25 protein-coding genes and 1 tRNA gene are annotated in these 25,916 nt (G+C 47.9%); 23 read left to right on the top strand and 3 right to left on the bottom strand.

Annotation, left to right across the window (positions count from 1 at the left end; translation table 11 throughout):
- The first annotated feature begins 3 nt into the window (after positions 1–3).
- The 12 genes from ABSY64_RS03780 (at position 4) to cls (ending at position 12,321) form a co-directional block, all read left to right on the top strand.
- Positions 4–438, top strand: coding sequence for a cell division protein SepF (locus ABSY64_RS03780; protein ID WP_349641736.1), 435 nt, complete (start codon positions 4–6; stop codon positions 436–438).
- Between the two features lie 2 nt (positions 439–440).
- Positions 441–701 carry a YggT family protein gene (locus ABSY64_RS03775; RefSeq protein ID WP_349641735.1) on the top strand — a complete coding sequence of 87 codons (261 nt, stop codon included), beginning with the start codon at positions 441–443 and terminating at the stop codon, positions 699–701.
- A gap of 24 nt (positions 702–725) precedes the next feature.
- Positions 726–1,499 (top strand): YlmH family RNA-binding protein, encoded by a 774-nt coding sequence (locus ABSY64_RS03770; RefSeq protein WP_349641734.1) that lies wholly within the window; start codon positions 726–728, stop codon positions 1,497–1,499.
- A gap of 32 nt (positions 1,500–1,531) precedes the next feature.
- On the top strand, positions 1,532–2,305 hold the full coding sequence (locus ABSY64_RS03765; protein ID WP_349641733.1) for a DivIVA domain-containing protein: 774 nt from the start codon (positions 1,532–1,534) through the stop codon (positions 2,303–2,305).
- Between the two features lie 248 nt (positions 2,306–2,553).
- Positions 2,554–5,352, top strand: coding sequence for an isoleucine--tRNA ligase (gene ileS, locus ABSY64_RS03760; protein WP_349641732.1), 2,799 nt, complete (start codon positions 2,554–2,556; stop codon positions 5,350–5,352).
- A gap of 97 nt (positions 5,353–5,449) precedes the next feature.
- Complete coding sequence (gene rpsP, locus ABSY64_RS03755; RefSeq protein ID WP_349641731.1) at positions 5,450–5,896, top strand: 30S ribosomal protein S16; 447 nt, start codon at positions 5,450–5,452, stop codon at positions 5,894–5,896.
- A gap of 82 nt (positions 5,897–5,978) precedes the next feature.
- Positions 5,979–6,497, top strand: a complete 519-nt coding sequence (gene rimM, locus ABSY64_RS03750; RefSeq protein WP_349641730.1) for a ribosome maturation factor RimM — start codon at positions 5,979–5,981, stop codon at positions 6,495–6,497.
- On the top strand, positions 6,497–7,231 hold the full coding sequence (gene trmD / locus ABSY64_RS03745; protein WP_349641729.1) for a tRNA (guanosine(37)-N1)-methyltransferase TrmD: 735 nt from the start codon (positions 6,497–6,499) through the stop codon (positions 7,229–7,231). Before rimM ends, trmD begins: the two co-directional genes overlap by 1 nt.
- A 31-nt stretch (positions 7,232–7,262) precedes the next feature.
- Positions 7,263–8,219 carry a ribonuclease Z gene (gene rnz / locus ABSY64_RS03740; RefSeq protein ID WP_349641728.1) on the top strand — a complete coding sequence of 319 codons (957 nt, stop codon included), beginning with the start codon at positions 7,263–7,265 and terminating at the stop codon, positions 8,217–8,219.
- Complete coding sequence (recJ, locus tag ABSY64_RS03735) at positions 8,206–10,179, top strand: single-stranded-DNA-specific exonuclease RecJ (RefSeq protein WP_349641727.1); 1,974 nt, start codon at positions 8,206–8,208, stop codon at positions 10,177–10,179. Before rnz ends, recJ begins: the two co-directional genes overlap by 14 nt.
- Before the next feature lie 31 nt (positions 10,180–10,210).
- Positions 10,211–10,744 (top strand): adenine phosphoribosyltransferase, encoded by a 534-nt coding sequence (locus ABSY64_RS03730; RefSeq protein WP_349641726.1) that lies wholly within the window; start codon positions 10,211–10,213, stop codon positions 10,742–10,744.
- Positions 10,745–10,872: 128 nt separating this feature from the next.
- Positions 10,873–12,321, top strand: a complete 1,449-nt coding sequence (gene cls / locus ABSY64_RS03725; protein ID WP_349641841.1) for a cardiolipin synthase — start codon at positions 10,873–10,875, stop codon at positions 12,319–12,321.
- Positions 12,322–12,350: 29 nt separating this feature from the next.
- On the opposite strand, the gene ABSY64_RS03720 is transcribed toward cls, so the two are convergent.
- Positions 12,351–13,049 (bottom strand): SAM-dependent methyltransferase, encoded by a 699-nt coding sequence (locus tag ABSY64_RS03720; RefSeq protein WP_349641725.1) that lies wholly within the window; start codon positions 13,047–13,049, stop codon positions 12,351–12,353.
- The gene (locus tag ABSY64_RS03715) at positions 13,042–13,599 is read right to left on the bottom strand and encodes an LURP-one-related/scramblase family protein (protein ID WP_349641724.1); all 558 of its coding nucleotides are present in this window, start codon (positions 13,597–13,599) and stop codon (positions 13,042–13,044) included. The genes ABSY64_RS03720 and ABSY64_RS03715 overlap by 8 nt, the downstream gene beginning before the upstream one ends.
- Before the next feature lie 45 nt (positions 13,600–13,644).
- On the opposite strand from ABSY64_RS03715, the gene ABSY64_RS03710 reads away from it, so the two are divergent.
- The 7 genes from ABSY64_RS03710 (at position 13,645) to asp3 (ending at position 22,070) form a co-directional block, all read left to right on the top strand.
- Positions 13,645–14,304: a uracil-DNA glycosylase gene (locus ABSY64_RS03710; RefSeq protein ID WP_349641723.1), complete on the top strand. Its 660-nt coding sequence runs from the start codon at positions 13,645–13,647 to the stop codon at positions 14,302–14,304.
- 54 nt (positions 14,305–14,358) lie between these two features.
- Positions 14,359–15,345: a phosphate acetyltransferase gene (gene pta, locus ABSY64_RS03705; protein WP_349641722.1), complete on the top strand. Its 987-nt coding sequence runs from the start codon at positions 14,359–14,361 to the stop codon at positions 15,343–15,345.
- 142 nt (positions 15,346–15,487) lie between these two features.
- Positions 15,488–16,936 carry a glycosyltransferase gene (locus tag ABSY64_RS03700; RefSeq protein ID WP_349641721.1) on the top strand — a complete coding sequence of 483 codons (1,449 nt, stop codon included), beginning with the start codon at positions 15,488–15,490 and terminating at the stop codon, positions 16,934–16,936.
- Positions 16,933–17,763, top strand: coding sequence for a glycosyltransferase (locus tag ABSY64_RS03695; RefSeq protein ID WP_349641720.1), 831 nt, complete (start codon positions 16,933–16,935; stop codon positions 17,761–17,763). Before ABSY64_RS03700 ends, ABSY64_RS03695 begins: the two co-directional genes overlap by 4 nt.
- Before the next feature lie 28 nt (positions 17,764–17,791).
- The gene (gene asp1 / locus ABSY64_RS03690) at positions 17,792–19,264 is read left to right on the top strand and encodes an accessory Sec system protein Asp1 (RefSeq protein WP_349641719.1); all 1,473 of its coding nucleotides are present in this window, start codon (positions 17,792–17,794) and stop codon (positions 19,262–19,264) included.
- Entirely contained in the window at positions 19,264–20,802 is a 1,539-nt protein-coding gene (gene asp2, locus ABSY64_RS03685; RefSeq protein ID WP_349641718.1) for an accessory Sec system protein Asp2, read from the top strand. The genes asp1 and asp2 overlap by 1 nt, the downstream gene beginning before the upstream one ends.
- Complete coding sequence (gene asp3 / locus ABSY64_RS03680) at positions 20,802–22,070, top strand: accessory Sec system protein Asp3 (RefSeq protein WP_349641717.1); 1,269 nt, start codon at positions 20,802–20,804, stop codon at positions 22,068–22,070. The genes asp2 and asp3 overlap by 1 nt, the downstream gene beginning before the upstream one ends.
- A 42-nt stretch (positions 22,071–22,112) precedes the next feature.
- Here asp3 and ABSY64_RS03675 read toward each other — a convergent pair.
- Positions 22,113–22,196, bottom strand: a tRNA-Leu gene (locus tag ABSY64_RS03675).
- Positions 22,197–22,329: 133 nt separating this feature from the next.
- Here ABSY64_RS03675 and serC point away from each other — a divergent pair.
- From serC to ABSY64_RS03655, 4 genes are all read left to right on the top strand, one after another.
- The gene (gene serC / locus ABSY64_RS03670) at positions 22,330–23,415 is read left to right on the top strand and encodes a 3-phosphoserine/phosphohydroxythreonine transaminase (RefSeq protein ID WP_349641716.1); all 1,086 of its coding nucleotides are present in this window, start codon (positions 22,330–22,332) and stop codon (positions 23,413–23,415) included.
- A gap of 1 nt (position 23,416) precedes the next feature.
- A complete protein-coding gene (locus tag ABSY64_RS03665) occupies positions 23,417–24,589 on the top strand; it encodes a 3-phosphoglycerate dehydrogenase family protein (RefSeq protein WP_349641715.1) in 1,173 nt (390 codons plus the stop codon).
- A gap of 47 nt (positions 24,590–24,636) precedes the next feature.
- Positions 24,637–25,089: a phosphatidylglycerophosphatase A family protein gene (locus ABSY64_RS03660; RefSeq protein ID WP_434063055.1), complete on the top strand. Its 453-nt coding sequence runs from the start codon at positions 24,637–24,639 to the stop codon at positions 25,087–25,089.
- 70 nt (positions 25,090–25,159) lie between these two features.
- Positions 25,160–25,885, top strand: a complete 726-nt coding sequence (locus ABSY64_RS03655; protein WP_349641713.1) for a YebC/PmpR family DNA-binding transcriptional regulator — start codon at positions 25,160–25,162, stop codon at positions 25,883–25,885.
- Positions 25,886–25,916: the final 31 nt, after the last annotated feature.

Below are 25,916 nucleotides of genomic sequence, written 5' to 3'. Positions count from 1 at the left end.
CCCATGGCATTTGACTCAATTAAAAAGCTTTTCTCAAGTGATGACGATTACTATGATGACGAATACGAAGAAGAAGTAGCACCTGCCGCTGCTCCGGCCCCAAAGCCTAAGCAAGCAATGCCTTCACGTAGTGTTCGTAACGTGACGAGCCGCGATTTGGCTTCAATGAGCAAGAAAATTGCGCTCTTTGAACCAAAGGTTTACTCCGATTCACGTGCCATCGTTTCCCAAATTTTGGGTGGCGAAGCCGTCATCGTGAACTTTACGCAAATTGACGAAAGCCAAGCTAAGCGTATTTTGGATTTCTTGGGCGGTGCAGCTTACGCTGTTAACGGCGAAATCGAGCGAATTGGTCAGTCAATTTTCTTGGTGACGCCTGATAGCTTTGAAATTTCAGGAAGCTTGAGTGATAACTTGGAAAATAACGGTCGGTACTAATTATGATTAGCGGGCTGATTACAATTCTAATTTACGCGCTGCAGTTGTATAGCTTGGCCTTAATCGTTTATGTTTTGATGTCCTGGTTGCCAGGCGCCTATCAGTCCTGGTTGGGCCGTGAATTGGGAAAGATTTGTATTCCTTATTTGCGACTCTTTTCTTTTATTCCGCCACTGGGCATGCTAGACTTTTCACCGATTGTTGCTTTCTTCGTGCTTCGATTGATTATTCGTTTTCTAGCTGGCTTGACACTAGTTTTGTAAACCATGACGAATCAAGCAGGTATTATGCAACATTTCAATCCTGACGAGGCCGATTTTGTCGCCCAGGCTCAGGATTGGATTGGACAAGCAAAGGGCGAGTACCGTCCGGTTTTAACCCACTTTTTGAATCCCCGCCAGCAGTACATCCTGCATAGCTTGGTTAATGACGAGCCGGAGTTGCAGGATGATTACGCTGGTGGATCCTTCAATAGTGAGAAAAAGCGGGGGCTACTGGCACCTACATATTATGAAATTCAAGCTGATGACTTTGAACTGGCTACCTTGCAGCTAAACTACCCAGCGAAGTTTGTTGATTTTCGCCAGGCCGACTTACTTGGTGCCATCTTAAATGCTGGCATTAATCGTGAAGTGCTCGGTGACATTGTTACGGATGAAAATCACCGCCTTTGGCAAGTCATGACCGAAAAGAACATGGCGCCCTTTATCGAACGCGAAGTTGTTCAGATTGGTAAAAATCCTGTTTCATGGGATTTGATTCCCGCTCAACGGATTTTGGTTCGCCAAGACGAGGGTGAGGAAAGCTTCTTATTACTGGCTTCCCTGCGGTTAGATGTGGTTATTGCGGCTGGCTTTAACATTCAGCGTAGCAAGGCTCAGGAACTGATTACAGCCGGTTTAGTTCAAGTAAATTGGACAATTTGTCAAAAAAATAACCGGATCGTATCAATTAATGATATTATTTCTGTAAGAAGGTTTGGCCGTATGCGCTTTTTGTCACTTGATGGTCGTTCTAAGAAGGACAAGCAAAAAGTTGTATTTAATATAATTCGACGCTAAGCATTTACTAATGAGATGAGAGGGAATTAATTATGGCATTAACACCTGATGAAATTTTAAATCACGAATTCACACGTAAGGGGGCGCGTGCCTACGTTGCTAAAGACGTTGATACCTTTTTGGATCAAGTTAACAACGACTACCGCGCCTTGATTGCAAAGTATGACCAGTTGAGTGCCAGCCATACGCACTTGGAAGCCCGCATTAAGCAGCTTGAAGGTCAACGTGATGAGGTGAACCAATCCATTATTATTGCTCAAGACGCCGCCAACCGTTTGCGTTCTGAAACGGACATGGAAGTTAAGAAGCAATTGACTCATGCTCAAGAAGCAGCGACGAAGATTATTTCAGATGCCCGTGACAAGGCCGATGCCGAATCAAATCGTTTGGCTAAGGAAAACGAAGATTTGATTGCCGAACAAAACCGTTTGCGCGGTGAAGTCGACAAGTTCCGCGCAACCTTTACCAAGCTTTTGGATCAGCAAAAGGAACTCTTGGCCAACCAAGAATTGTCAGCCGCCGTTTCCCTTTTGCCAACGAGCGAATTGTCCCAGTCAGTTCTTGATGGTACTGCTGCCTTGCAACATGCAAATGCCGCCCATCAAGCTGACTCACAAGCGCCCGTTCAAGCCAACCCAGCGCCAGCTGAAAAGGCACCGGAAGCCGTACAAGCTGATCAAGCTGATTTGCCTGAAAGCGAAGCGGATGCGGACTTGCCTGAAGCCGAAAGCAAGTCTGAATCACAAGCGCCTAAGCTTCATTCCGAAAGCGACCCAACGGTTGTCGTTTTCCCAGATAACGAATAATTAAAAGAGGTAATCCAGAAGGGTTAAAAGCACGAGTGCAGCGAGCCATGTTGGTGTGAGATGGTCTTCTCTACTTTTAGCTGGATCAATTACTTATCTGCTAAGCTGAACCAAGTAAGCTTAACCGGTGCAGACCGTTAACACTGCCGAGGGTTGATTAATCAACTAAAATTAGGTGGTACCACGTGTAAACGTCCTAAGTAGTCCTAGACTACTTAGGGCTTTTTTGTATAGAAAAGGAGTTCCCCATGAAGTATAAAGAAACATTGAACATCGGTAAGACCGCGTTCCCAATGCGTGGTTCTTTGCCTAAAACCGAACCAGAACGTCAAGCCAAGTGGTATGAAGCGGGCCTTTATAACCGCCGCCTGGCCCAAAACGAAACCAAGCCACACTTTAACTTGCATGATGGCCCTCCCTACGCCAATGGAAACATTCACCTGGGCCACGCCTTGAATAAGATCACCAAGGATATCATCGTTCGCTACAAGAACATGACCGGTTATTACGCCCCTTACGTTCCTGGTTGGGATACGCACGGTTTGCCAATCGAACAACAATTAACTAAGGCGGGCCACGACCGTAAGTCAATGCCCAAGGCACAGTGGCGTGACTTGGCCAAGGATTTTGCTTTGGAACAAGTTGCTAAGCAAAAGGCTGATTTCAAGCGCTTAGGTGTCTTGGGTGATTGGGATCATCCTTACTTGACCCTTCAGCCGGAATTCGAAGCCGCACAGGTTCGTGTCTTTGGAAAAATGGCCGGAAAGGGCTACATCTATCGTGGTGCTAAGCCAGTTTACTGGTCATGGTCATCTGAATCAGCCTTGGCCGAAGCCGAAATCGAATATCACGACATCGACTCAACTTCACTCTTCTACGCTAACCGCGTAAAAGATGGTCACGGTCTTTTGGACGGCGACACTTACTTTGTTGTTTGGACGACGACACCATTTACGGTTACGGCATCGCGTGGAATCACGGTCGGACCGGACTTTGAATACTCCGTTGTTCAACCAGCTGGTGACGACCGCAAGTTTGTGGTAGCCACGGATTTGTTGGAGACGGTTGCTCCTAAGTTTGGTTGGGAATCATGGTCAACGATTGCAACCTACAAGGGTTCTGAGCTCGACAAGATGACGGCTTATCATCCATGGGATGAAAATGCAGAAGAATTAGTGATGAACGGGGATCACGTTACCCTAGATTCTGGAACTGGTTTGGTCCACACGGCTCCTGGTTTTGGTGAAGACGATTACAACGTGGGAGTCAAGTATGGCTTGAAGGCGGATGTGACCGTTGATGCCAAGGGTTACATGACGGCTGAAGCTGGTCCTGATTTTGAAGGAAAGTTCTACGATGACGTGACTGGTATCGTCATCAAGAAGTTGCAGGCCGCCAATCTCTTCTTGGCCAAGGAAAAGATTACCCACTCCTACCCATTTGACTGGCGTACTAAGAAGCCAATCATCTGGCGTGCTGTACCACAGTGGTTTGCTTCAGTAGAAAAGTTCCGTCAGCAAATCTTGGACCAACTGGAAGAAGTTAACTTCTATCCTGGTTGGGGTAAGAAGCGTTTGTACAACATGATTCGTGACCGTGGTGACTGGGTCATCTCCCGTCAGCGTGTTTGGGGGGTTCCATTGCCAATCTTCTATGCCGAAGATGGAACGGCTATCTTGGACGAAGGTTTGATTGACCACGTGGCCAGCCTCTTTGAAAAGTATGGATCAAACTACTGGTTTGAACATACGGCTAAGGAAATCTTGCCTGAAGGCTACACGAACGAACATTCACCAAACGGTGAATTTACCAAGGAAGAAGACATCATGGATGTCTGGTTCGATTCCGGTTCTTCTTGGAACGGCGTTTTGCGTGGTCGAAAGCAGTTGGACTACCCGGCTGATTTGTACTTGGAAGGTTCTGACCAGTACCGTGGTTGGTTCAACTCATCCTTGATCACTTCCGTGGCTACCATGGGCAAGGCACCTTACAAGAACTTGCTATCTCAAGGCTTCACTTTGGACGGTAAGGGCAACAAGATGTCCAAGTCACTTGGTAACACGATTTCACCCGATGAAGTTGCTGAACAAATGGGAATCGAAATCCTACGTTTGTGGACCATCACGGTGGATACTTCTCAGGATATGCCGGTTTCACAAGAAATCTTGAAGCAGGTTTCGGAAAGTTACCGTAAGGTTCGTAACACTTTGCGTTTCTTGTTGGCCAACACGTCTGACTTTGATCCGAAGACGAATGCTTTGGACTTCAAGGATTTGACGGCCCACGATCAGTACTTCATGCTTCGTTTGAACGACTTTGTTCGTGACATTCGTGCTGATTACGACAACTACCAGTTCAACGAAATCTTTAAGCGCTTGATTAACTTCGTTAACGTTGATTTGTCAGCCTTCTACTTGGATATTGCCAAGGATGTTGTCTACGTTGAAGCACCGGATTCATTGGCTCGTCGTTCCATGCAAACGGTCTTTTACCAAACGCTTTTGGCTTTGACCAAATTGCTTTTGCCAGTATTGCCACACACGGCTGAAGAAGTTTGGGAATACTTGCCAAAGCAAGACGTTGATTTCGCCTACTTGTCTGAAATGCCTGAAGTACAAGACTTGGGTGACACTAAGGAAATGATGGCCAAGTGGTCGGCCTTCATGAACTTGCGTTCCGCTGCCAACAAGGGCTTGGAAGAAGCTCGTTCAAAGGACTTGATTGGTAAGAACTCGCAAGCTGCCATGACCCTTTACTTGACGGCTGACCAAAAGCAAGTCATCGATGACCTTGGTTTGGATGCTCGCTTGCTCTTGATGGTTTCCCAGCTGGATATTGAAGCTGCCGAAAAGGCCCCAGCTGACGCCGAAGAATTTGATGGCGTTAAGATGGTCGTTGAACACGCCCGTGGTGGCGTTTCACCGCGTGATCGTATGTATCACGAAGACTTGGGTGCTGATTCAGCCTTCCCAGAACTATCAAAGCATGAAGCTGAAATCATTCGCGAATACTATCCACAAGCCCTCGAAGAAGGTTTGGAAAAGTAAATCGAATTTTAAATTGGTATGTCAAGTATTTAGCCTTGACATACCTTTTTGAATTTGTGATAATAATTAAGTAAAGAATTTACGGAGGAAATTATTCATGGCAGTTAAAATTCGTTTGAAGCGCATGGGTGCTAAGAAGCGTCCTTTCTACCGCGTTGTTATTGCTGATTCACGTTCACCACGTGATGGTCGTTTCATCGAAATCGTTGGTACTTACAACCCAATCTCTGTTCCTGCAGAAGTTAAGTTGGATGAAGACAAGATTTTGGCATGGTTGGGCAACGGTGCACAACCATCAGATACGGTTCGCAACTTGTTGAGCCGCGCTGGAATCATGGCTAAGTACAATGATTCAAAGTCTGGTAAGGCTTCAGCCAAGCCTGCAGCTAAGAAGGCAGCCCCAAAGAAGGCTGCTGCTAAGCCAGCATCATCAGCAAAGCCAACCACTAAGAACACGGTTGCAGAAATCAAGGAATACTTGGATGCCCAAGGTATCAAGTACGCCTCATCAGCTAAGAAGGCTGAATTGCTCGACCTTGTCTAAGCAATTAAAAACCACCGCTAATGGTGGTTTTTTTCTTGCCTAAAATCTGCGATGAAAGCGCCCCTCTGCTATAATAAAAGTTATGAATAAAGAGACATTGTACAAAGTTGGTCAAATCGTCAACACCCATGGGATTCGTGGGGAAGTGAAGGTTGCGGCCATTACGGATTTTGCTGCCGAACGTTTTGCCCCCGGTGCCCAACTACAAATCAAGACTGAAACGGGCTACCAGGAAGAAGTGGTGGCCAGCAGCCGCCAGCATAAGGGCATGTGGTTGGTTAAGTTTGAAGGATTGGACAACATCAATGATGTTGAACATTTTAAGGGGGATGACCTCTATGTCGATGGCCAGGAACGTAGTGATTTAGCCGATGGCGAATACTACTACGATGAAATTATTGGCTGTGAAGTCCTTGATGAAAATCAACAGGTCTTAGGCGAAATTACCTCCGTTATGCCGACTGGTGCCAACGACGTTTGGGTGATGCGTCAGCCGAATGGCAAAGAGGGCTTGATTCCTGTCATTGATGACGTGGTTAAGAATGTCGATGTGGCCAATAAAAAAATTACCATCGAGGTCCTAGAAGGGTTATTTGACTAATGCGAATTGATGTTTTGAGTTTATTTCCCGATATGTTTGCGCCCATGCACCAATCGATTGTCGGCAAGGCAATCGAAAAGGGGGCTTTGGATTTTTCGGTAACGGATTTTCGCCAGTACACGAATAACAAGCATAATAACGTCGATGACTATCCCTTCGGTGGCGGGGCGGGCATGCTTTTAATGGCCCAACCGGTTTTTGATGCCATGGATCACATTGAACAGACAGCGGGGGACCGCGGGCACGTCGTGCTTTTGGATCCGGCCGGTCGTCAATTTAACCACGAGGTCGCTCAGGAACTGGCCGATTATGACCATTTAACTTTCATCGCCGGCCACTACGAAGGCTACGATGAACGAATTCGCGACTTGGTCGATGAAGAACTATCCCTTGGGGATTATGTTTTAACGGGTGGTGAATTGGGCGCCATGGTCATGATTGATGCCACGGTGCGCTTCTTGCCCGATGTACTGGGTAACCAAGCCAGCGCCCATACGGATTCCTTTGAGGATGGCTTACTGGAATACCCCCAGTACACGCGTCCGGCTGATTTTCGCGGGATGAAGGTACCCGAAGTACTGATGTCTGGTAACCACGCTAAAATCGCTGAGTGGCGCTTAAAGGAGTCTTTGCGCCGTACCTACCTGCGTCGTCCTGATCTCTTGCAGGGACGTCAGTTAACGCTGCAGGAACGTGATCTCCTGGATGATATTAAGACTGAAGAAGAGCAGTAATTTTAAGACTGCTCTGATTTGAGGATAAGAAATGCAACTTGAATTTTTAGGAACTGGTTCGGGGCAACCCTCGAAGTTTCGTAATGTCGCCTCTTTGGCTTTAAAACTGTTGGATGAGCGTAACGCTGTCTGGCTTTTTGACGTTGGCGAAGCGACCCAGCATCAAATTTTAAAGACGACGATTCGTCCCCGTAAAATCGAAAAGATTTTCATCTCGCACTTGCACGGTGACCACATTTTTGGTTTGCCGGGCTTGCTGTCGTCACGGTCATTTCAGGGTGCTGACAAGAACGAACCTTTGACAATCTATGGACCTAAGGGCCTGCGCGACTTCGTTCAAGCGGCATTGCGGGTTTCTGAAACGCGGCTTTCTTATCCAATTCACTACGTGGAATTGCATGCAGGTTTAATCTTTGAAGATGACACCTTTAAGGTTTATGCCGCACCGATGCGCCACCGGATTGAAGCCTGGGGCTTTCGCGTAGAAGAAAAAGATCACCCGGGTGAACTCCTGGTTGATAAGTTGCGGGCCGATCAGATTCCTTCCGGTCCAATCTATGGCCAGATTAAGGCTGGCCAGACAGTCACACTCGATGATGGTCGGACAATCAAAGGTCTAGACTACATTGGCCCTGCTCAGAAGGGCCGGGTGGTGACCATCATTTATGATACCCGTCCGAATCCAGAAATCGAAAAGTTAGCCAAGAATGCCGATGTTTTGGTCCACGAAAGTACCTATGGGCAAGAACCAGCCGAGCTAAAAATGGCAAAGGCCCACGGTCACTCGACTTCGGCGGATGCGGCCCGGGTTGCTAAGCAAGCCCACGTTGGTCGCTTGGTGCTTACCCACATTTCCGCACGCTATCTTGGTGCGCCCCTTAAGAAAATGATTCAAGACGTCCGTAAGATTTTCCCAAACACTTATGTTGCCCGGGACTTTGACGTCGTCGATGTACCCTTCCAAAAGGAAAAAAATGAGTCAAACTGATTGGCAATTGCTCCCGGCACCCACAGCGGCGGAGGTTCAGCAGCTGCATACAGAATTGAATATTTCGCCGCTTGTTGCCGGCATTTTAATTCAGCGCGGCTATGACACGGTCAAAAAAGCACGCGCTTTTTTGAATGTTGACTTTGAAGACCTCCATGACCCCATGGAACTTCATGATATGGCACCGGCAATTGAACGCCTCCAAGAAGCTGTTTTTGGTGGTGAAAAAATCGTAATCTATGGTGATTATGATTTGGATGGTGTGACAGCTACGACCGTCATGTACCAAACTTTGCAGTTACTTGGCGCCGAGGTCGAGCCTTACATCCCCAATCGCTTTGAGGACGGCTACGGGCCCAATTTAGACCGCTACAAGCAGTTGATTGATGATGGGGCCCAGCTAATTGTGACGGTTGATAATGGTGTTTCGGGCTATGATGCCGTCGATTATGCGCAAAAGCAGGGTGTGGACGTTATTATTACCGACCACCACTCCTTGCCCGACCAATTGCCACCGGCATTCGCCATTGTCCATCCCCGTCATCCGGAAGGCGATTATCCCTTTGGCGATCTTTCGGGTGTCGGGGTGGCCTTTAAGGTTGCTCAGGCCTTGATTAATGAAGGGCAGGCGCCAGCCTCACGCGAGGACATGCCCACCGACTTGCTTGACTTGGTCGCTCTAGGTGAAATTGGCGATATGGTTTCGCTAACAGATGAAAACCGTACCTTGGTTTCTTGGGGACTGGAAGAACTTAACCAGAGCCCCCGTCCTGGAATTGCAGCCCTCCTGAAAAACGCCAAGTTAGCCAAGGATGAAACAATTTGCTCGGAAACCGTTTCCTTTAAGATTGCTCCCCGTATTAATGCGGTTGGCCGCTTGGGGGATGCCAAGCTCGCCATGGATTTGCTCCTTGCTGAAAACGAGGAGAAGGCCAAGTACTTGGCTAGTCAAATCGAAGCCATTAACGCGCAGCGGCAGGACTTAGTCGAAGAAGTCTTTGGAGCGGCAAAGCAAATTGCTCTTCAAGACGATTATCAAGAACAATCCGTTGTGATTGTTGCTGGCGAGGCTTGGCACCAAGGAATTTTGGGGATTGTCGCTAGTCGTTTAGTTGATTTGCTCAAAAAACCGGTCGTGGTCTTATCGCTTGTTGACGGAGCCTACAAGGGTTCAGGTCGTTCCTTTGGCGACTTCAACCTTTTTGATTTCATGGACCAGTTCCGTGACCACTATCTTAATTTCGGTGGCCATGCCGGGGCTTTAGGTTTAACCGTGGATCCAGACCAGCTTTCTGCTTTGCAAGCCGCTGTTGCTGAAAAAAGCGCGGCTGTCGACTTACCTGCCAGTTCGCAAATGGTGACGGCCAAACTAAAAAGCCAGGATTTACAAGATTCGCTTTTTACGGATTTGGCAGTCTTAGAACCTTACGGAACCGACAATCCTCGACCAGTCTTTGAATTTGACAAGGTGGATGTGATTTCTGCTGGCAGCATGGGAACCACTAATCAGCACTTGAAACTTAAAGTTTCCGGTCACGATCATTTGATTGAGGCGGTTGGTTTCAACCATCCGGACTGGGTGGCCCTGAGTCAGAAGAACTTGCCCCTGTCCTTTACCGCGACAGTGGGAATGAATTACTTCCGCGGACGCGCCACCTTACAATTGATGATGACGGATTTGCAGGCGATTACCCAGCAAGCCAAAAGCACAGACAAGAGTAAGGCCATCTTCGGTCAAGTTTATAAGTATTTGCTGAGCCATCACGATTTGGACTACGTCCAACATTTGCAGAGTGTCTGCCAAACTTTGCGCTTGACACCGGCTCAATTTAAAGTCATAATCCAAGTGTTCTTGGAACTAGATTTTGTTAAAATAAATGGTGGTCAAATTGAGGTGCTGACTCAGGCCGCTAAAAAGCCGCTTTCGGCGGCACCGTCATATCGCAAGTATTTTCAATAATACGAATTATTAGAGGAGCTCCTCAACTAGCATGGAAAAAATTAATTTACGTGATTATGTTGCCACGGTCAAGGATTATCCAGAACCCGGCGTTGAATTTCGTGACATTTCCCCTTTGATGGGAAATGGGGCCGCCTACAAGGATGCCATTAACCAAATTGTTGACTTTGCCAAGGACCTGAATGTCGAATTGATTGCTGGTCCGGAATCGCGTGGTTTCATCGTTGGTTCACCTTTGGCCTATGCGCTTGGCGTTGGTTTTGTGCCTGCTCGTAAGGTTGGTAAACTACCGCGCGAAGCTGTTTCCGCATCTTACACCTTGGAGTATGGTGGGGTTAACGAATTGGAAATCCACAAGGATGCCATTAAGCCTGGTCAGCGCGTTTTGATTGTTGATGACCTCTTGGCGACTGGGGGAACGATTAATGCCACACGCCGCATCATCGAAGAACTCGGTGGTGTAGTCGCTGGTGTAGCTTTCATTATTGAATTGGAAGCCTTGCATGGTCGCGAAAAAGCTATGGAAGCCGGCGAAGTACCTTTCTTAGCCTTGATGGAATACTAAAAAAGAGCGTAAGCTCTTTTTTATTTTACAATTGGATTAAATTTGTCTTACAAGGCTTTGTGCCTTTGATCCTATGATAAAATGAAAAAAGTTTATAAAGTTTTTAATTTAAGTGGGGTAGGGCCTTGATTTTATCGGCAATTTTCATTTTATTTTCGTTGAACACCATTTTGGCCTTGATTACGGTCTTCCGCCAACCCCGTGATATCGCGGCGACATGGGCCTGGATGCTGGTCCTAATTTTTGTGCCCATCTTGGGTTTCCTAATCTATGCCTTCGCTGGTCGAAAGCTGCCTAAGAAAAGACTTTTTCGCTATCAGGAGCAAAATGTTTCGGCGGTTCGTCAACTAATTAACGAGCAGTTGGATCGACAGGATCCCATCGACATTGTCGATGACCAAACCTCTGTGCAAAAGGCCCGGACTTTGATTACGCTTTTTAACACCATGGAAGGGGTCTTTTTGGCGGAGCATAATGATTTTCAGCTTTTCACGGATGGTAATCGGATGTTTGACCAGATGATGGCCGACTTGAAGCGGGCTCAGGATACGATTCATATCGAGTTTTACACCTTCGCCAACGATCAGCTAGGCCGTCAGATCCGCGATATTTTGGTGGAACGTGCCCGAGCTGGTGTGAAGGTCCACGTTATCTACGATTCCTTTGGTTCTTTTCCCACATTAGCCTCCTTCTTCAAACCGCTACGTGAAGCCGGTGGTCATGCAGAACCTTTCCTGCGGACGCATTCCTTCATTTTTGATTTTCGTTTGAACTTCCGTGATCACCGCAAAATGGTGATTGTTGATGGCGAAGTGGGGTACATTGGGGGCTTTAACATTGGGGACCAGTATGTCGGTCGTGACCCAAAGTTTGGCTACTGGCGGGATACCCATTTGCGTTTGACCGGTACGGCAGTATACCAGTTGCAGGCTTACTTCATCCTGGACTGGAATGCCACTGACTTGAAGCATCAGATTTCTTATGATGGTCAGGCCCAGCGTTACTTCCCCCTTGTGCAAAAACACGGAGATACCAGCATGCAGGTGGTGACCTCTGGTCCCGATTCAGACGACCACTTGATTAAAATGGGCTACATCCGCTTGATTCAGTTGGCCCAGAAGACCTGTTGGATTCAAACGCCTTATTTAATTCCCGATGATAGTATGTTTGATGCCATTAAAATTGCTGCCGCGGCCGGGATTGATGTCCGTATCATGGTGCCTTGCAAGCCTGATCACGCCTTCGTTTATCGCGCTACGCAGTATTATGCCCGCCAGTTAGCTGATGCCGGGGTCAAAATTTACTACTACGAAAACGGCTTCATTCACGCCAAAACTATGGTGGTGGATGGTAAAATCGCTTCGGTGGGTTCGGCCAACCTAGATTTCCGTTCCTTCAAGTTGAATTTCGAGGCGAATGCCTTTATTTACGATCGTCAATTGGCTCACGAGCTTTTCGTGCAATACCAAAAGGATATTGAACAATCGAGCCTGCAAAAGCCATCTGATTTCGATAAGGAATCACGCTGGTTGAATTTCAAGCAACATTTTTCTCGCCTCTTGGCGCCAATCTTATAATTAAAAAAATCGCCCTTGGAGGCGATTTTTTATTTGACGAGAAAGACGTGGTCATCAATCCCGTCAAAAGAATGGTAGTGTTGATTTAATTTTTCAATTGTTTCTAACTGGGCCTTCTGCCAGAAAAGCTTGGAATTTGTGTGGCCATTTTCTTGGCCAATCACGATAAAATCAATCTTTCGCTGGCTCTTTCGCAGGTAATCCAAAATTTTGGCATCCGTTTCCGTGGTGTCGGGCGCCCAGGCTAAGAGAACAACGCCCTTGTCAAAATTTTGCACGGCGGAAAGAGCATCGGCCTGTTGAACCTTTGTACACGGCGCAGGCCTTAAAATGTCTTGACCCGCCCAGTCAAAATTATCGACGGCTGAAACAGCAAGACCGCCTTTGCGCAAACCTGCCGAAAGTAAGGCATTCCCGGCCATGATTTCAAGAACAGGACGCTTAGCAATCCAAGCACTTAGGTCATTCAGCCAAGCCTCGTTTGGTAAAAACCAGATACCAAATTCTTCAATCAAGTACTGCCGCAAGTTCGACAGTAAATCATCGAGGCCCATCAACCTGGGATCGGCGAGAATTTGCCGAGTTGAATAGGCTAATGCCGGTAAAGGTTCAACAGGAAGCCGCTGTTCTTGGAGCGCCTCCAGGCAGTCCAACACGGCCTGAATTCGTTTTTGAACAGCAGGACGGTCTGAAAAAATAACTTGGTACTCTTTTAATTGGTCAATCATACTTAATTTTGGCGACTTCCATTTCGGCTTGGATGTTACTTTGCCAGTTTTGGCGAGGTAAAAACTGGCTCATCAAATCATGGTTCAGGTACCAAATGTCTAGCAGAGCGGTAATGGCGATTAAAATGGGCAGTTGGTCGGCCGAAACCGTTGTGGCAATCTCGTCATAAAGCCCGTCAGGCTGGGCCTGTGGCTTGACCGCCGCAATTTTTTTGGTATGGTGGTAGGTGACGTAGTTTTGCGTAATAAAATTACCAGTAATCAGCCAGTTTAACTTGCGTAGGTAAATCAAATTGGCCACGTAGCCGAGATGGAGGGTCAGCGAACTAAGCTCTTGGTTGCGTTCGCGCAGCAAAAAGCGGGGAACGACCCCGAGTGAAAGCTGCTGGATTTCCACCAGACGGTTACCACTCAGGTCGCAAACTGCCAGGCAGTCGCCAATCCTGCCGCTTTGGCCCGTTACGATAAAAATGGGCTGAAAATGCGCATCAAAGGCCATGCAGCTGACTTGGCTAGGACTATATCGTTGTCGCAAATAATAATGAAACATGGCTGAGCTTCCTTTAGGCCATTTTAACACGAAAGGAATTGAGGGATGCTGTCACATACTTCCTGGGCACCGTATTTAAAACAAAAGTTAACGCCGCAATATTTAGACGAAGTTGCGCAATTTTTACAAGACATTTATCAGGGGCCTAAGACGGTTTTCCCACCACGAAAAGCGGTCTTTGCCGCACTGGAAAAGACGCCACTTCCGGACACTAAGGTTGTCATCATGGGCCAAGATCCTTACCACGAAGTTGGGCAAGCTCAGGGCCTTAGTTTCTCCGTGCCGGATGACGTGCCAGCACCCCCATCCTTGCAAAACATCTTAAAAGAGTTGGCCAGCGATATTGGCCCGCGTCAAAGTCACGACCTGTCTTCCTGGGCTCAGCGGGGCGTTCTGCTTTTAAACGCGGTTTTGACCGTGCCCGAAGGGCAGGCGAACGGCCATCAGGGTCGGATTTGGGAACCTTTAACGGATTCTTTGATTCAAATTGCTTCGGAAGACCCTCAGCCCAAGGTCTTTATTTTGTGGGGCCGCTTTGCCCAATCCAAACGCCATCTGATTGATGAAAACCGGCACTTGGTTTTGGTATCGGCCCATCCCAGTCCGCTTTCAGCCTACCGGGGCTTCTTCGGTTCGCGGCCTTTTTCTAAGGCCAATGCCTATTTGGAAGAACACGGTCGTGCTGGAATCGACTGGCTCCACTAAAATTTTGTTATACTAAGAGGCGTATTTAAGACGAAAGCCTTATAGGAGATTGAAATGGAATTATTTGAGCAATTTAAGCGCCAAATCAAGCAGGATCAGCAAAAGATTGTTTTTCCTGAGGGGGAAGACGAACGCGTTCTAGGCGCTGCCGTGCGTTTAGCAGAAGAAGGCTTGGTCAAGCCCATTATGTTGGGGAAGGCTGACCAGATTCAGGCTTTAGCCAAGCAGAAAAACTGGTCATTAGACAAGCTTGAAATCATCGACTTGGCGACCTATCCTGCCAAGGATTTGGCCGATTTGCAAGACGCTTTGGTTAAGCGTCGCAATGGTAAGACGGATGCCGAAACTGCTGCAAACTGGCTCAAGGACGTCAACTACTTCGGGACCATGCTGGTTCAAACGGGCCAAGCCGACGGCATGGTTTCTGGGGCAACTCATCCCACCGGTGACACGGTACGTCCTGCCCTCCAGTTGATTAAGACTGCTCCCGGATCCAACCGAATTTCCGGTGCCTTCATCATGCAAAAGGGTCAGGAACGCTATGTCTTTGCGGACTGTGCCATTAATATCGAAATTGATGCGGACACCATGGCACAAATCGCCATTCAATCCGCCCACACTGCTAAGGTCTTTGGCCTGGATCCTAAGGTCGCCATGCTGTCCTTCTCAACGATGGGCTCAGCCAAGGGCAAGGAAGTCGACAAGGTTGTCGAAGCAACACAAAAGGCTAAGGAGATGGCCCCAGAACTTGCCGATAAAATCGACGGGGAAATGCAGTTTGATGCGGCCATTGTGCCTGCCGTTGCTGCCGCTAAGGCACCTAACTCCAAAATTGCCGGCCAGGCCAATGTCTTTGTTTTCCCAAGTCTAGAAGCGGGCAACATTGGCTACAAGATTGCTCAGCGTTTGGGGGATTACGAGGCCTTTGGACCCATCCTTCAAGGTTTGGCAAAGCCCGTTTCGGACCTGTCTCGTGGTGCCAACGAAGAAGACGTTTACAAGGTGGCCATCATCACGGCCGCCCAAGCTTTGGCGCAATAAGAACCTCCGGGTTCTTTTTTTATGCAAAATCTTTACAAAAGTCTAATTCTTTGTCTTTTACCTAGTCAAAGATTTACTTTTTGTGTCATAATTAACTTATCGAATTCCGCTTAATTACTGAAAAGCGTAGGGGAGCAACGTTATGAATTTTTTCGTCAATAAGGGAATGGGCCACGGTAACAGTGGTGTCGAACATGCCCAGTTTTACCGTGCCGAGCGTTTTCGCGAAAAAAAGATTCCATTCAAGCTAGTTTTTACCGATTTACTACCTAAATTGCATTTGCACATGCAGGAATGGCACTTAGCTGAAAACGAAGTAATCGGCATGTACGACTACTTCTTGGCCGACAATCCGGATGATTACTTGGAAAATGGTTTGCGTGAAATCTCTGAATTCCAAGAAGAAATGCTTTGGGATTTGACTAATACGCAACGTCGCCAGGTCCGCCAGACCACGGGTTCTTACACCGAGACCATCTTGCGAGACAAGCGTTATTCCGAAAAGAAAAAGATTTATATCGTTGATGACAGCCGCGTTTTCCTTGAAAACGGCATTCACCGCCTAAGCTGGCACTACCGTGACTATGGTTCACGGGGCAAGTTGGCCACCAACATTCACTTGGATAACTTCCGCGGGCAATCTTACTTCTTTGAAACTTTTGAAGAATTGGTTTCCTTCTTCTTTGCTGAACTGCAGGGAAGCTACGACCACAATATCTTTATCATTGATCGTGGAAACGAAAACGAAGAAATCCTAGTTCGCCTCAAGGATGGTGGCGTACCGTTGAAGATTGTTGACGTGGTCCACGCCGCCCACTTGGTTGAATTCCAAAACGGTCACCCACTTTTCAACAACTTCTACCAATACATGTTTGACCACTTTAATAGCATGGATGCCGTGATTACGGCCACCAAGCTACAGCGCGATGCCATGAAGAAAGATTTGGCACAACTGGAAGCACCGGAACAGTTGAAGAAGATTCGCGCTATTCCTGTCGGTGGTGCTGAAATTAACGAACCTGCTCGCCACTGGGACGGCACGGAAGCTCGTTTCGTGACGGCTTCACGTTTGCATCCTGAAAAGCACATTAGCCAAATTATCAAGGCCGTTGACCAACTCCGTAAGGCTGGCATGAACGCCACTTTGGCCATTTTTGGTTCCGGTGGGGATGAAAAGGCTCTTAAGGAATTGATTGAAAAGCTTGACCTTGGAAAGTACGTGACTTTGAAGGGCTTGAGTCAGGACGTTGTCCATGACTTGCAATCCTACGACGTCTTCGTTTCGGCCTCTTATTCCGAAGGATTTGGTTTGACCTATATCGAAGCCATTTCAGATTCCCTACCAATTGCGACTTACAGCAATCTTTTTGGTGCGCAGGAATTGGTTCATGAAGGCCGCAACGGGGCTTTGGCGGACTTTAGCCGTCAAGATAGCGACGAAGAAGCCAACGTTAAGAATTTGGCTGCCGCAATGAAGCGCACCATTGAAAACTACGACGAACTTTCCCAAGGTGCTCACCAAGTTGCTCAGCAGTATCAGCCACACATTATTGCTGACCAGTGGGCAGAATTGATGGAGGAACTATCATGAAAATTGAAATGATTAACTCCCTTGATTATTTGGACTTTCCCGGCGTTCGCTGGCAAATTGAACAGGTCAAGTCAGGCAAGAGTGACGAGCTCTGGTTGGCAACACCCCACGAAGATGCCGCTGCTTTAGTTAAGAACCTAGGTTTGAAGCCGGAACAAGTCTATGACATGTACGCCCGTGCCTATGTAACGGATGCCGACGATAAAAATGGTATCTGGTTTACTGATTTGCCAGTGCCCAACGAAGCGCAGTTGGTCATTAACGATGACTGGACCAAGAGCATGGTTTCAAACGGCCATGAACTGGCTAAAATCCGTTGGTTTGCTAACTCACAGCGGATTGTTCAAGCAGTTGCCTGGCAAGATTCCGATGGTCAGATTGACTACAAGGATATTTACCAGCGCGATGGCCGTCTTTTTGCCAAGCAGTATTTCTCCGAAGGCGAATTGCTGGAATCGGACTTTTACATTGGCCAGCGCCAAGCCCAAACGCGGGACTTCTACTTTGAAGGACAGCGTAACTTTGTTGAAGCTGAAGGAAAGAAGTTCCCGTCAGCCGAAGCCTACTTAGCTAACTTGGGTGACAGCTTCCACGCCAACCAGTACCGCATTACGCAGGTCGGCCGTGAAATTGATTTTGCACCATTAAACAGCGTTTTGACCTTCCCTGAAGGTGTTCAGGACGCCCAGGGCAACATTTACGCTAACTTGGCTGGTATTTTGCAAGAAGCTAAGCATAAGATTCAACACGTCGAAGTGCGGCAAGCGGACTATGACTTGATTAAGGCCGCGGGCTTGCCAACCGACAAACTTTCGATTTTGAAGTAAGTATTTTAGAAAGAGCGAGGGGAGAGCCATGACGCTCAATATCATGCCGGACTGGCAGCGCTATTTAAATGAAGTGCCACAAATGGATCCAAGCGTGTATCAAGCACGCTTATTTCTGGTGAAGAAATATCCGGTCCGTTTAATTTTGCGCGACTATCTTCCCAAAATGCGGGCGCTTTTAGTGGCCAATCAGTTAACCGATGTGTCTTACTGGTCAGCCTTTGACTACTTGCAGCACGTTAATATTCAAGAACAACAGCCTCTGGCAGTCAACGACTTTACTTGGCCAGCTGGGGCGGAATTTGTTCGCATGTACGACCGGGTGGTGGTCATGGTTGATCGCGCGCAGTTTGCGACCCTTTGGCCAACCTATCCTGATGCGACCATGTATGACCGTGTCGACCTCTTTGAAAACGGTCAGCTGAAGCAACAATTGACCTTGGACGACCGTGGTTTTGTTTCCCGTATCTTGAACTTTGAGGGCCAAGCTTTGCAACGGATTGATTACTTGACGCCTTCCGGAGATGTTGCCGCCCAAGAAGATTGCACGACCGGGCGCGTTACGACGCAACAGCAGTGGACGGATCAGCGTTCTTTTGCCAACATGACGGAGTTAATTAACGAAATTGTGCACCGTTATTTGGCAACCTTGCCCGCTGATGATGTTGTGATTGCCAGTCAAACCCGCCGTAATGTCGCGGCTTTGGCCGATGTGCAACTTGCCGCGCGTTTGATTATGTCAAACGAAGCCACCCATGCCGAAGCAACCATAGATTTGCCCGCGGCTGCTCAGGAAACTGTCTTCAGCCGACCTTCTGACTTGAAGAAGTTTAAGGAACGCTATGGCGATAGCAAGCCCGCCACTTGGATAGCGCCTTACGTCACCAACCCAGACACCAAGCGGACTGCCACGCGTGACGTTTTGCCAATTTACTGGCGGATTGATGATTTGTCCCTGCCTTTGCAAAAGGCGGCCATGGAGCGCTTTATGCAGTTGGCCGAGTTTAATACCCGGATTTCAGTTGTGATTTCGGGGAAGGGTGACTTCTCCGCACTCCGTCAACTGTTAAACGATAAGCTGGCATTGATGGCCGATGAGGATGAAAAGAATCAATCGAAGCGGGATGTTTTTGCCGCTCAGTTTGAATTCAAGGGTTACTTAAGCGAAAAGCAGTATTTGGATTACTTCAATTCAGGTTATCTTTTGGTTGACCTGGACTTGCATCCCAATACTTTCCTTCAAGCTTTGGCTTTGACTAAGGGAATGCCACAGATTAACACCGTCAAGACCCCTTATGTCGAAGACGGCCAAAACGGTAAAATAATTCGCGATACGGCCCAATTAATGATTGCCTTAAACAAGTATGTCGATGACAGTCAAATTTGGTTTAGCGCCCAACAGGCGGCCACCAATCAAGCCTATAAGTTTGATCATCAGGCCCTTTGGGATCGCTGGCAGGCTGTTTTTAATGAAAATACGAAGGATGATGGAGCTGCTTAATGGCCGATATTTCCATTTTACAAATTGGTGCCCAAGACTGGACTGCCCAAGTGGCCAACCTGCCTTTAGAATGGCACCACACAACTTTGCGGGACTTACCAACTTACTTGACCAAGCAAGTGGATCCTTTTGAACTCGAAGAAAACTACGTGCTTTTGACCGATGAAGTTTTGGATTCGACTTTATTGGCCCAGCAAATTCGTAAGTGGCCGGCCTATCGAGTGGTTTACATTGCCAATCCCGATCAGATTAATTTTGATGTCAAGGCGGCGTTGGCGGAACGTCGTGCGATGCGCTTTGGGCAAAAGACCCCTGAAACAGTCGGACAGCGAATCGTGCGCGACCTTTACATTGGTCAAATTGGTTTTCCAACCCGTTTCAGTGAAGAACAGTACTTGCCACAAACGGACTACCGCTGGACCTTTGAACGGCACGGTCGTTTTTCAACCTTGTATGAAGGGGACTTTGGCAATGATTGGACCCAGGTCGGAACTTTGAAGACCTTTCCAGGCGACTTCGCTGCCGGTCAGGATAACTGGATGTACCTCGACTATCAAAGCGAGGGTGGCGTCCAGGTTGCGCTGGAATTCGTCTTCTTCCAAAACGGCCGTCTGCAGCAATTGCAGATTCTAGAGGGGGATGCTCTGCGCCAAATGGCCATGGTTAAAGCCCCTGAAAAGTATCAAGATTATCAAATTTTGGTTTTGCTAAAAGGGCAGGGCAAGATTGATTTGCACGCCTTGCACCAACGCCGTTCACGACACGGCTTAGGACTCTTTATCCCGGGTGGGCAGCGTGAATTGACCGATGATGGTCAAGAAGTTTTGTCCTACTACAATCCCGGAACCAAGAAGGGACCCTTAATCATTCTCTTTGCTGGAACGCGCTTGCACATTGAAGGTTTTGAAATGATGGGGCCTTTGAACAAGCTGGGTTATCCTTACTTGCTCTTTACGGATTCTCGTACCCAGGGTGGAGCCTTTGACGTCGGGTCCGAAGCCTATGAAGCCGTAGTCTTGAACACCATCGAAAAGGCCATGCGCGAAGCGGATGTGACGCCGGACCAAGTTATCATGTCCGGTTACTCCATGGGTTCTTATCCAGCTATGTACTACCTAGCAAACGTTGATGCCGGTGCTCTGATTGTTGCCAAGCCGATTATGAATTTAGGAACCTTTACCGCTAGTCCGGAGTTCCCCCATAACGGTCTAAACCGCGATTGGACCCTTGATGTTCGTCGTTTCCTAGCTGGTCGCATGTCACCAGATGACAGCGAAATGATGGATGCTCAACTCTGGCAAAAGCTCGACAAGGTTAACTGGGCGGGCAAGGATGTGGCCCTTTTTACCATGTCTGAAGATGAGTACGATGGCAAGTCCCTGCCCCAGCTTTTGTCTTTCTTGAAGGACAAGGGGGTTAACTTCGACCACAAGGTTGAAAAGGGCTTCCACGAGCAAAAGATTGACGAAATGGTCAAGTACATGATCGACGCCATGGAAAAAGAAGCGATTAAAATGATGGGAAGGAGGACTTATTAATGCGCTATCAAGTCTACTGGACCCCGCAAACGCAGTTAAAGGAACTGCAAGGGGCCGACATTGATTTTCAGGCCTTTAATCAAGTTTCCTTTACTCACCGCTTTTTGCCGTCGGGCCACGTCATCGCCGTTTGGCATTCGAAGGCGAACTACCTCCGTGATAAGCGTGTGGCCGACCTGCCTTCCCTTAAGCCGGGGCAATCTTATTTAATTCGCCGTGATTCTGAAAACTCGGAGCGCATGCACGCCTACTTGGCCGTGACCTTTCTGGATCAAGAAGGGCAGGTCATTTCGACTCAGCATAAAAATTCCGAAGAAATCGAAGTAACGGCACCTAGCAACATGGACTCTTACCGGATTTCCTTGCTCTCGGCTGGTTCGGGCTCCTTTATCTTTCATTCCGTCACGATTCAACCGCTCTTGCAAGAAGAGGGAGATTTGTTGGCTGGCGATGAAAGCTTGGAAAACCAGGTGAACTTGTACTTAGACCATCCTGAAAAGGTGACTTCCAAGACCTTGCGCGTGATTTTTTCAGAACCAGAGCTACACCGGACCCACTATGTCAACGACGTGGTGACCCCTAGCCAGCAGGCGGTTTTGTACATTGCGACCGACCTCTTGCACGCCCAAGCTTACCTGGATGACGATTTGGACGAGAAAATCCAAGAGGCCAAAAAAGAAGTGAAGGCCCGTGAGATTGAGTTTGTCGGTTATGGCCTTGTTTCTTCCTATGCTGCCTTGAAATGGCAGGAAAGGACTAAGAACAGTGCGGCCATCATTTCCGACCCTGCAATTGATCAGGCGGTCGCTTATGCTGATTTGATGCCGGCCGATTTGGCAGAATTCCTAAAGGCTATCCCGGCTTGGGTAGCACAGCATACTAGTCAGGATCAGGCCTTTCTGGCTTCGCCCTTTACCACGCATTATCAAGTCCGGCTCAAGGTTCCTCATCCAAACGAGGACCGCTTGACCACCTTGACCTATGAAGACTTGCCTTTGCCGAAAAAGGACTTTGCCCCTCAGGTTGAAACTGCCCCCGTTCAAGAAGAAGTCTCGACGGCCGAATCGCAAGCTCCTGAAAAGCAACCTTCTAAGCGTGCACAAAAGAAGGCCGCTAAGGCTCAAGCTGCCGCTCAAAAGGCAGAAGAAAAGGCTGCTCAGCAAGAAGCAGCCCATCAAGCTCAACAAGAGCAAGCAAATGCTGATAAGCCAGAATATAAGCGTTCTGACCGTTCCCAGCGTTTAAACAATTTCTTTACGCAAAAATAAAAAGCTTCCCGTTAGGGAAGCTTTTTATTGTGAAACGATTAATGCCGATGACAGGAATCGAACCTGCACGGTGAAATCACCATACCGACCTGAACGGTACGCGTCTGCCAGTTCCGCCACATCGGCTTAATACTATAAGACTATACCACTGGCCTATACCTTTGACAAGGCTTGACAAATCAGCCTTAAAACGTAAAATTTAATTAAAATGTTCTCATTGTAGTTTTATATAACTTGGGGAGAAATTGAGGCGAAATATATGCAATCTTTTAATTTTTCAGCCGGTCCGGCGGTTTTGCCGGCATCGGTTTTGAGCCAGATTCAACGCGATTTACAGGAGGCCCAGGGCAGCCAAACGAGTATTCTTGAAATTTCGCATCGCTCCGCTACCTTCCAAAAAATCATTGATCAGGCGCAAAAGCGTCTACGCGATTTAATGAAGATTCCCAACGACTACGCGGTGCTGTTCATTCAGGGTGGTGGTTCGCTTCAATTTGAAATGATGCCACTCAACTTTGCTAATAAAACCGGAAAAGTCGCCGTCTTGGACTCTGGTTCCTTCGCCCATAAAGCAGCTCTGGCTGCCACGGCCGTCGGCAAAGAAGGGGTTGAAGTTGCCTCATCACGTGCCGAAAAGTACCGCTTTTTGCCCAGCCTGCCGAGCGATTTCGACCCAGCCGACTATGATTACTTGCACATTACGGCCAATAACACCATTGAGGGAACAGCTTATCATGCCAACAACTTGCCTCAAACCACCGGTCGTTTAGTCGCTGACATGTCGTCAAATATTCTGGCAGAACCTTACGATATTACCAAGTTTGATGCCGTCTTTGCGGGTGCCCAAAAGAACTTGGGACCCGCTGGAATTACCTTAGCAATTGTCAAAAAAGAATGGCTGGCCGAGCAGACTTTGCATAACGTTGGTCCCATGATGTCCTATCAAACCTACATTGACAAGGATTCCCTCTACAACACGCCGCCTGTTTTTGCCATCTACGCCTTGAATCTAGTTTTGGGCTGGTTAGAAGAACAGGGTGGCGTCGAGGTCATGTTCAAAAAGCACCAGGTCATGGCCGGTAAACTCTACGATTACTTGGACCATTCCGATTTCTACCATGCCTTGGTGAAGGGCGACCAGCGTTCTTGGACCAACGTCGTCTTCACGACTGGGGATGCCAAGCGGGATGCTGCCATTGCTGAAAAGGCCGATAAGGCTGGCCTACACAATTTGGCTGGTCACCGTTCAGTGGGGGGCTTCCGCGCCTCCATGTACAATGCGCAGGCCGATGAAGCCGTCGAGGCCCTGATTACTTTTCTAGAGCAAGTCCGAAAGGAATATTGAGATGAATATCAAAACCTATAATGCCATTAGCCCCAAGGGTTTGGCCGCTTTAAAAGATGCGGGTTACCAAATCAATGCTGACGAAGATGCCGATGGCATTTTGTTGCGGTCCCAAAAGCTCCAAAACAGTGATGTAGCGGATTCTGTAAAGGCCGTTGTCCGTGCTGGAGCCGGTTTCAATAACATTCCGGTTGCCGACTTATCTGCGCGTGGCATTCCTGTTTTTAATACACCTGGGGGTAACGCCAACGCCGTCAAAGAATTAACGATTGCGGCTTTGATTATGGCGGCCCGTCCCATTTTGGCAGCGGTACGCTTTGCCCAAGAAACCCGCGGCGGGGATGTCTCCCTAAGAACCGAATCCAATAAGGGTGGTTACCGTGGAACTGAACTCAGCGGCAAAACTCTGGGTGTGATTGGCCTAGGGAACGTCGGTTCCAAGGTGGCCAACACGGCCTTGGATTTGGATATGGAAGTTATCGGCTACGATCCTGGTTTGAACGCTAATACAGCTTGGCGCATTGATCGCCGTGTTGAACACGCCTCAAACCTGGATGACCTGCTGAACAAGTCAGATTACATCACCGTCCACATCCCTTTGAACGAGGCCAACCGGCACTTTATTGATGCTGATAAATTGGCCAAAATGAAGCCTAGTGCTGCTTTGATTAACTTCTCCCGCGGCGGCATCGTGGATGACCAGGCGGTCGTTAAGGCTTTGGATGCTGACAAGCTGCGTCTATTCACAACGGACTTTTCTGATGACGTTTTGTTTGACCAGCCTAAGGTGATGGTCACGCCCCATATCGGTGGTTCAACCATTGAAGCCGAAGATACCAGCGCCATGATGGCAGCTCACCAAATGGAGGCCTTTTTGGAAGACGGGAATATCATTAATTCCGTTAACTTTCCCGAAATGAACCTACCCTTTACGAGCCAGTACCGAATCGGTGTTTTGCACAAGAACGTGCCCAATATGCTGGGCCAGATTTCAAAAGTCTTTGGCCAGGTTGACATCAACATTGCCGAACTGAACAACCGCAGCCGAGGGGACTACGCCTATACTTTGGTCGCCTTCGACCACCTTGGTCAGGGACAGACTGAAGCCATCCAGGCTGAATTGAAGGCCATCCCACAAGTTTTGAATTTGCATTTTTACGAAAAGAAAGCATAAGGAGAAAGATTTTGACTGAAAAATTACAGGCAGCTGCGATTGACAAGATGGCCGAACGTGGGGTTAAGGTTAGCGATATTTACAAGGGCGCTGACGAATTCTTGACCAATAAGTACCACGATGCCATTGACGAAGCTTTGTTGAACAAGGCAATTGACCGCGTTTTGCATAAGGATGAAGTCGCGGATATTATTTTGGCCGCTTTGTACTTGGATGAGCAGGCCGAAGTGATGCCTGAAAGTAACATCATGAAGGGCCGTTTGGCCCGTGATGCGAACGGCTACAATGTTGATGAATTGTTGGCAATTGGAATTACCCAGCAGTTTTCTGCGGCGGCCACGGTCCACTATGGATTGCTTGATGATTTGAAGCCCGGTTTGATTGGTGAAATCAACGATCGCACGGATACGGTTAACGTTTTCCTTGATGATATTTTGGCTGCTTTGATTGCCAGTGCTGCCATGACTTACCTCGAAATCCAAGGTGGTAACCATTATTAAAATTAAATTGGTAGCTCAGCTACTTTTTTGGTAAAATAATGAGTATTGAAATTTTGAAGGAGATGACACAATGTCAGGACACAGTAAATGGCATAACATTCAAGGTCGTAAGAACGCCCAAGATGCTAAGCGAGGAAAGATTTTCCAAAAGCTTGCGCACGACTTATATGTTGCAGCAAAGGCTGGCGGTGCAGATCCAGAAATGAACGCATCATTGCGTTTGGTCGTTGAAAAGGCCAAGGCAGCCAACATGCCGAAGGATAACATTCAACGTGCCCTTGATAAGGCTTCCGGTGCTGGTGGTACTAAGTTCGAAGAAGTTACTTATGAAGGTTATGGAACGGCCGGGGTTGCCATCTTGGTGGAAGCCTCAACGGATAACATTAACCGTACGGTTTCAACTGTTCGTAACTCATTTAAGCACTTTGGTGGCTCATTAGGAACTTCAGGTTCCGTGGCCTTCCAATTCGACCGTAAGGGTTACTTGGTCATTGACCGCGAAGAATTCCCTGATGTCGACGAAGACACGATTTTGGAAGCCGCTTTGGAAGCCGGTGCCGAAGATGTTCAGACTTCTGATGAAGCCTTTGAAATCTACACGGAACCTTCTGACTTTCAGACTGTCGAAGCCGCTTTGACGGAAGCCGGTTACACTTTTGCTGATGCCGAAGTAACCATGATTCCTCAAAACCCAATGGAAGTAACGGGCGAAGACCGTGAAAAGTTGGACAAGTTGGTTGACGAACTTGAAGATAACGATGACGTTTTGGCCGTTTACACGACTGCTGAAGATTAATCATAAAAAAACTGCCTGTGAGGCAGTTTTT

This window comes from Eupransor demetentiae, from assembly GCF_963930865.1.
In the GTDB taxonomy this organism is placed as follows: Bacteria; Bacillota; Bacilli; order Lactobacillales; family Lactobacillaceae; genus Eupransor; species Eupransor demetentiae.
This window is presented reverse-complemented; position numbering and strand designations above follow the sequence as displayed.

Bases quoted from the DNA above. Each gene is read 5' to 3' on its own strand.
- ABSY64_RS03720 (WP_349641725.1), bottom strand. From the start codon at position 13,049: ATGATTGACCAATTAAAAGAGTACCAAGTTATTTTTTCAGACCGTCCT.
- rnz (WP_349641728.1), top strand. From the start codon at position 7,263: ATGCAACTTGAATTTTTAGGAACTGGTTCGGGGCAACCCTCGAAGTTT.
- asp1 (WP_349641719.1), top strand. From the start codon at position 17,792: ATGACGCTCAATATCATGCCGGACTGGCAGCGCTATTTAAATGAAGTG.
- ABSY64_RS03710 (WP_349641723.1), top strand. From the start codon at position 13,645: ATGCTGTCACATACTTCCTGGGCACCGTATTTAAAACAAAAGTTAACG.
- ABSY64_RS03660 (WP_434063055.1), top strand. From the start codon at position 24,637: ATGGCCGAACGTGGGGTTAAGGTTAGCGATATTTACAAGGGCGCTGAC.
- pta (WP_349641722.1), top strand. From the start codon at position 14,359: ATGGAATTATTTGAGCAATTTAAGCGCCAAATCAAGCAGGATCAGCAA.
- ABSY64_RS03765 (WP_349641733.1), top strand. From the start codon at position 1,532: ATGGCATTAACACCTGATGAAATTTTAAATCACGAATTCACACGTAAG.
- ABSY64_RS03715 (WP_349641724.1), bottom strand. From the start codon at position 13,599: ATGTTTCATTATTATTTGCGACAACGATATAGTCCTAGCCAAGTCAGC.
- asp2 (WP_349641718.1), top strand. From the start codon at position 19,264: ATGGCCGATATTTCCATTTTACAAATTGGTGCCCAAGACTGGACTGCC.
- trmD (WP_349641729.1), top strand. From the start codon at position 6,497: ATGCGAATTGATGTTTTGAGTTTATTTCCCGATATGTTTGCGCCCATG.
- ABSY64_RS03700 (WP_349641721.1), top strand. From the start codon at position 15,488: ATGAATTTTTTCGTCAATAAGGGAATGGGCCACGGTAACAGTGGTGTC.
- ABSY64_RS03665 (WP_349641715.1), top strand. From the start codon at position 23,417: ATGAATATCAAAACCTATAATGCCATTAGCCCCAAGGGTTTGGCCGCT.
- rimM (WP_349641730.1), top strand. From the start codon at position 5,979: ATGAATAAAGAGACATTGTACAAAGTTGGTCAAATCGTCAACACCCAT.
- ileS (WP_349641732.1), top strand. From the start codon at position 2,554: ATGAAGTATAAAGAAACATTGAACATCGGTAAGACCGCGTTCCCAATG.
- recJ (WP_349641727.1), top strand. From the start codon at position 8,206: ATGAGTCAAACTGATTGGCAATTGCTCCCGGCACCCACAGCGGCGGAG.
- rpsP (WP_349641731.1), top strand. From the start codon at position 5,450: ATGGCAGTTAAAATTCGTTTGAAGCGCATGGGTGCTAAGAAGCGTCCT.
- ABSY64_RS03770 (WP_349641734.1), top strand. From the start codon at position 726: ATGCAACATTTCAATCCTGACGAGGCCGATTTTGTCGCCCAGGCTCAG.
- ABSY64_RS03775 (WP_349641735.1), top strand. From the start codon at position 441: ATGATTAGCGGGCTGATTACAATTCTAATTTACGCGCTGCAGTTGTAT.
- ABSY64_RS03780 (WP_349641736.1), top strand. From the start codon at position 4: ATGGCATTTGACTCAATTAAAAAGCTTTTCTCAAGTGATGACGATTAC.
- asp3 (WP_349641717.1), top strand. From the start codon at position 20,802: ATGCGCTATCAAGTCTACTGGACCCCGCAAACGCAGTTAAAGGAACTG.
- ABSY64_RS03695 (WP_349641720.1), top strand. From the start codon at position 16,933: ATGAAAATTGAAATGATTAACTCCCTTGATTATTTGGACTTTCCCGGC.
- serC (WP_349641716.1), top strand. From the start codon at position 22,330: ATGCAATCTTTTAATTTTTCAGCCGGTCCGGCGGTTTTGCCGGCATCG.
- ABSY64_RS03730 (WP_349641726.1), top strand. From the start codon at position 10,211: ATGGAAAAAATTAATTTACGTGATTATGTTGCCACGGTCAAGGATTAT.
- ABSY64_RS03655 (WP_349641713.1), top strand. From the start codon at position 25,160: ATGTCAGGACACAGTAAATGGCATAACATTCAAGGTCGTAAGAACGCC.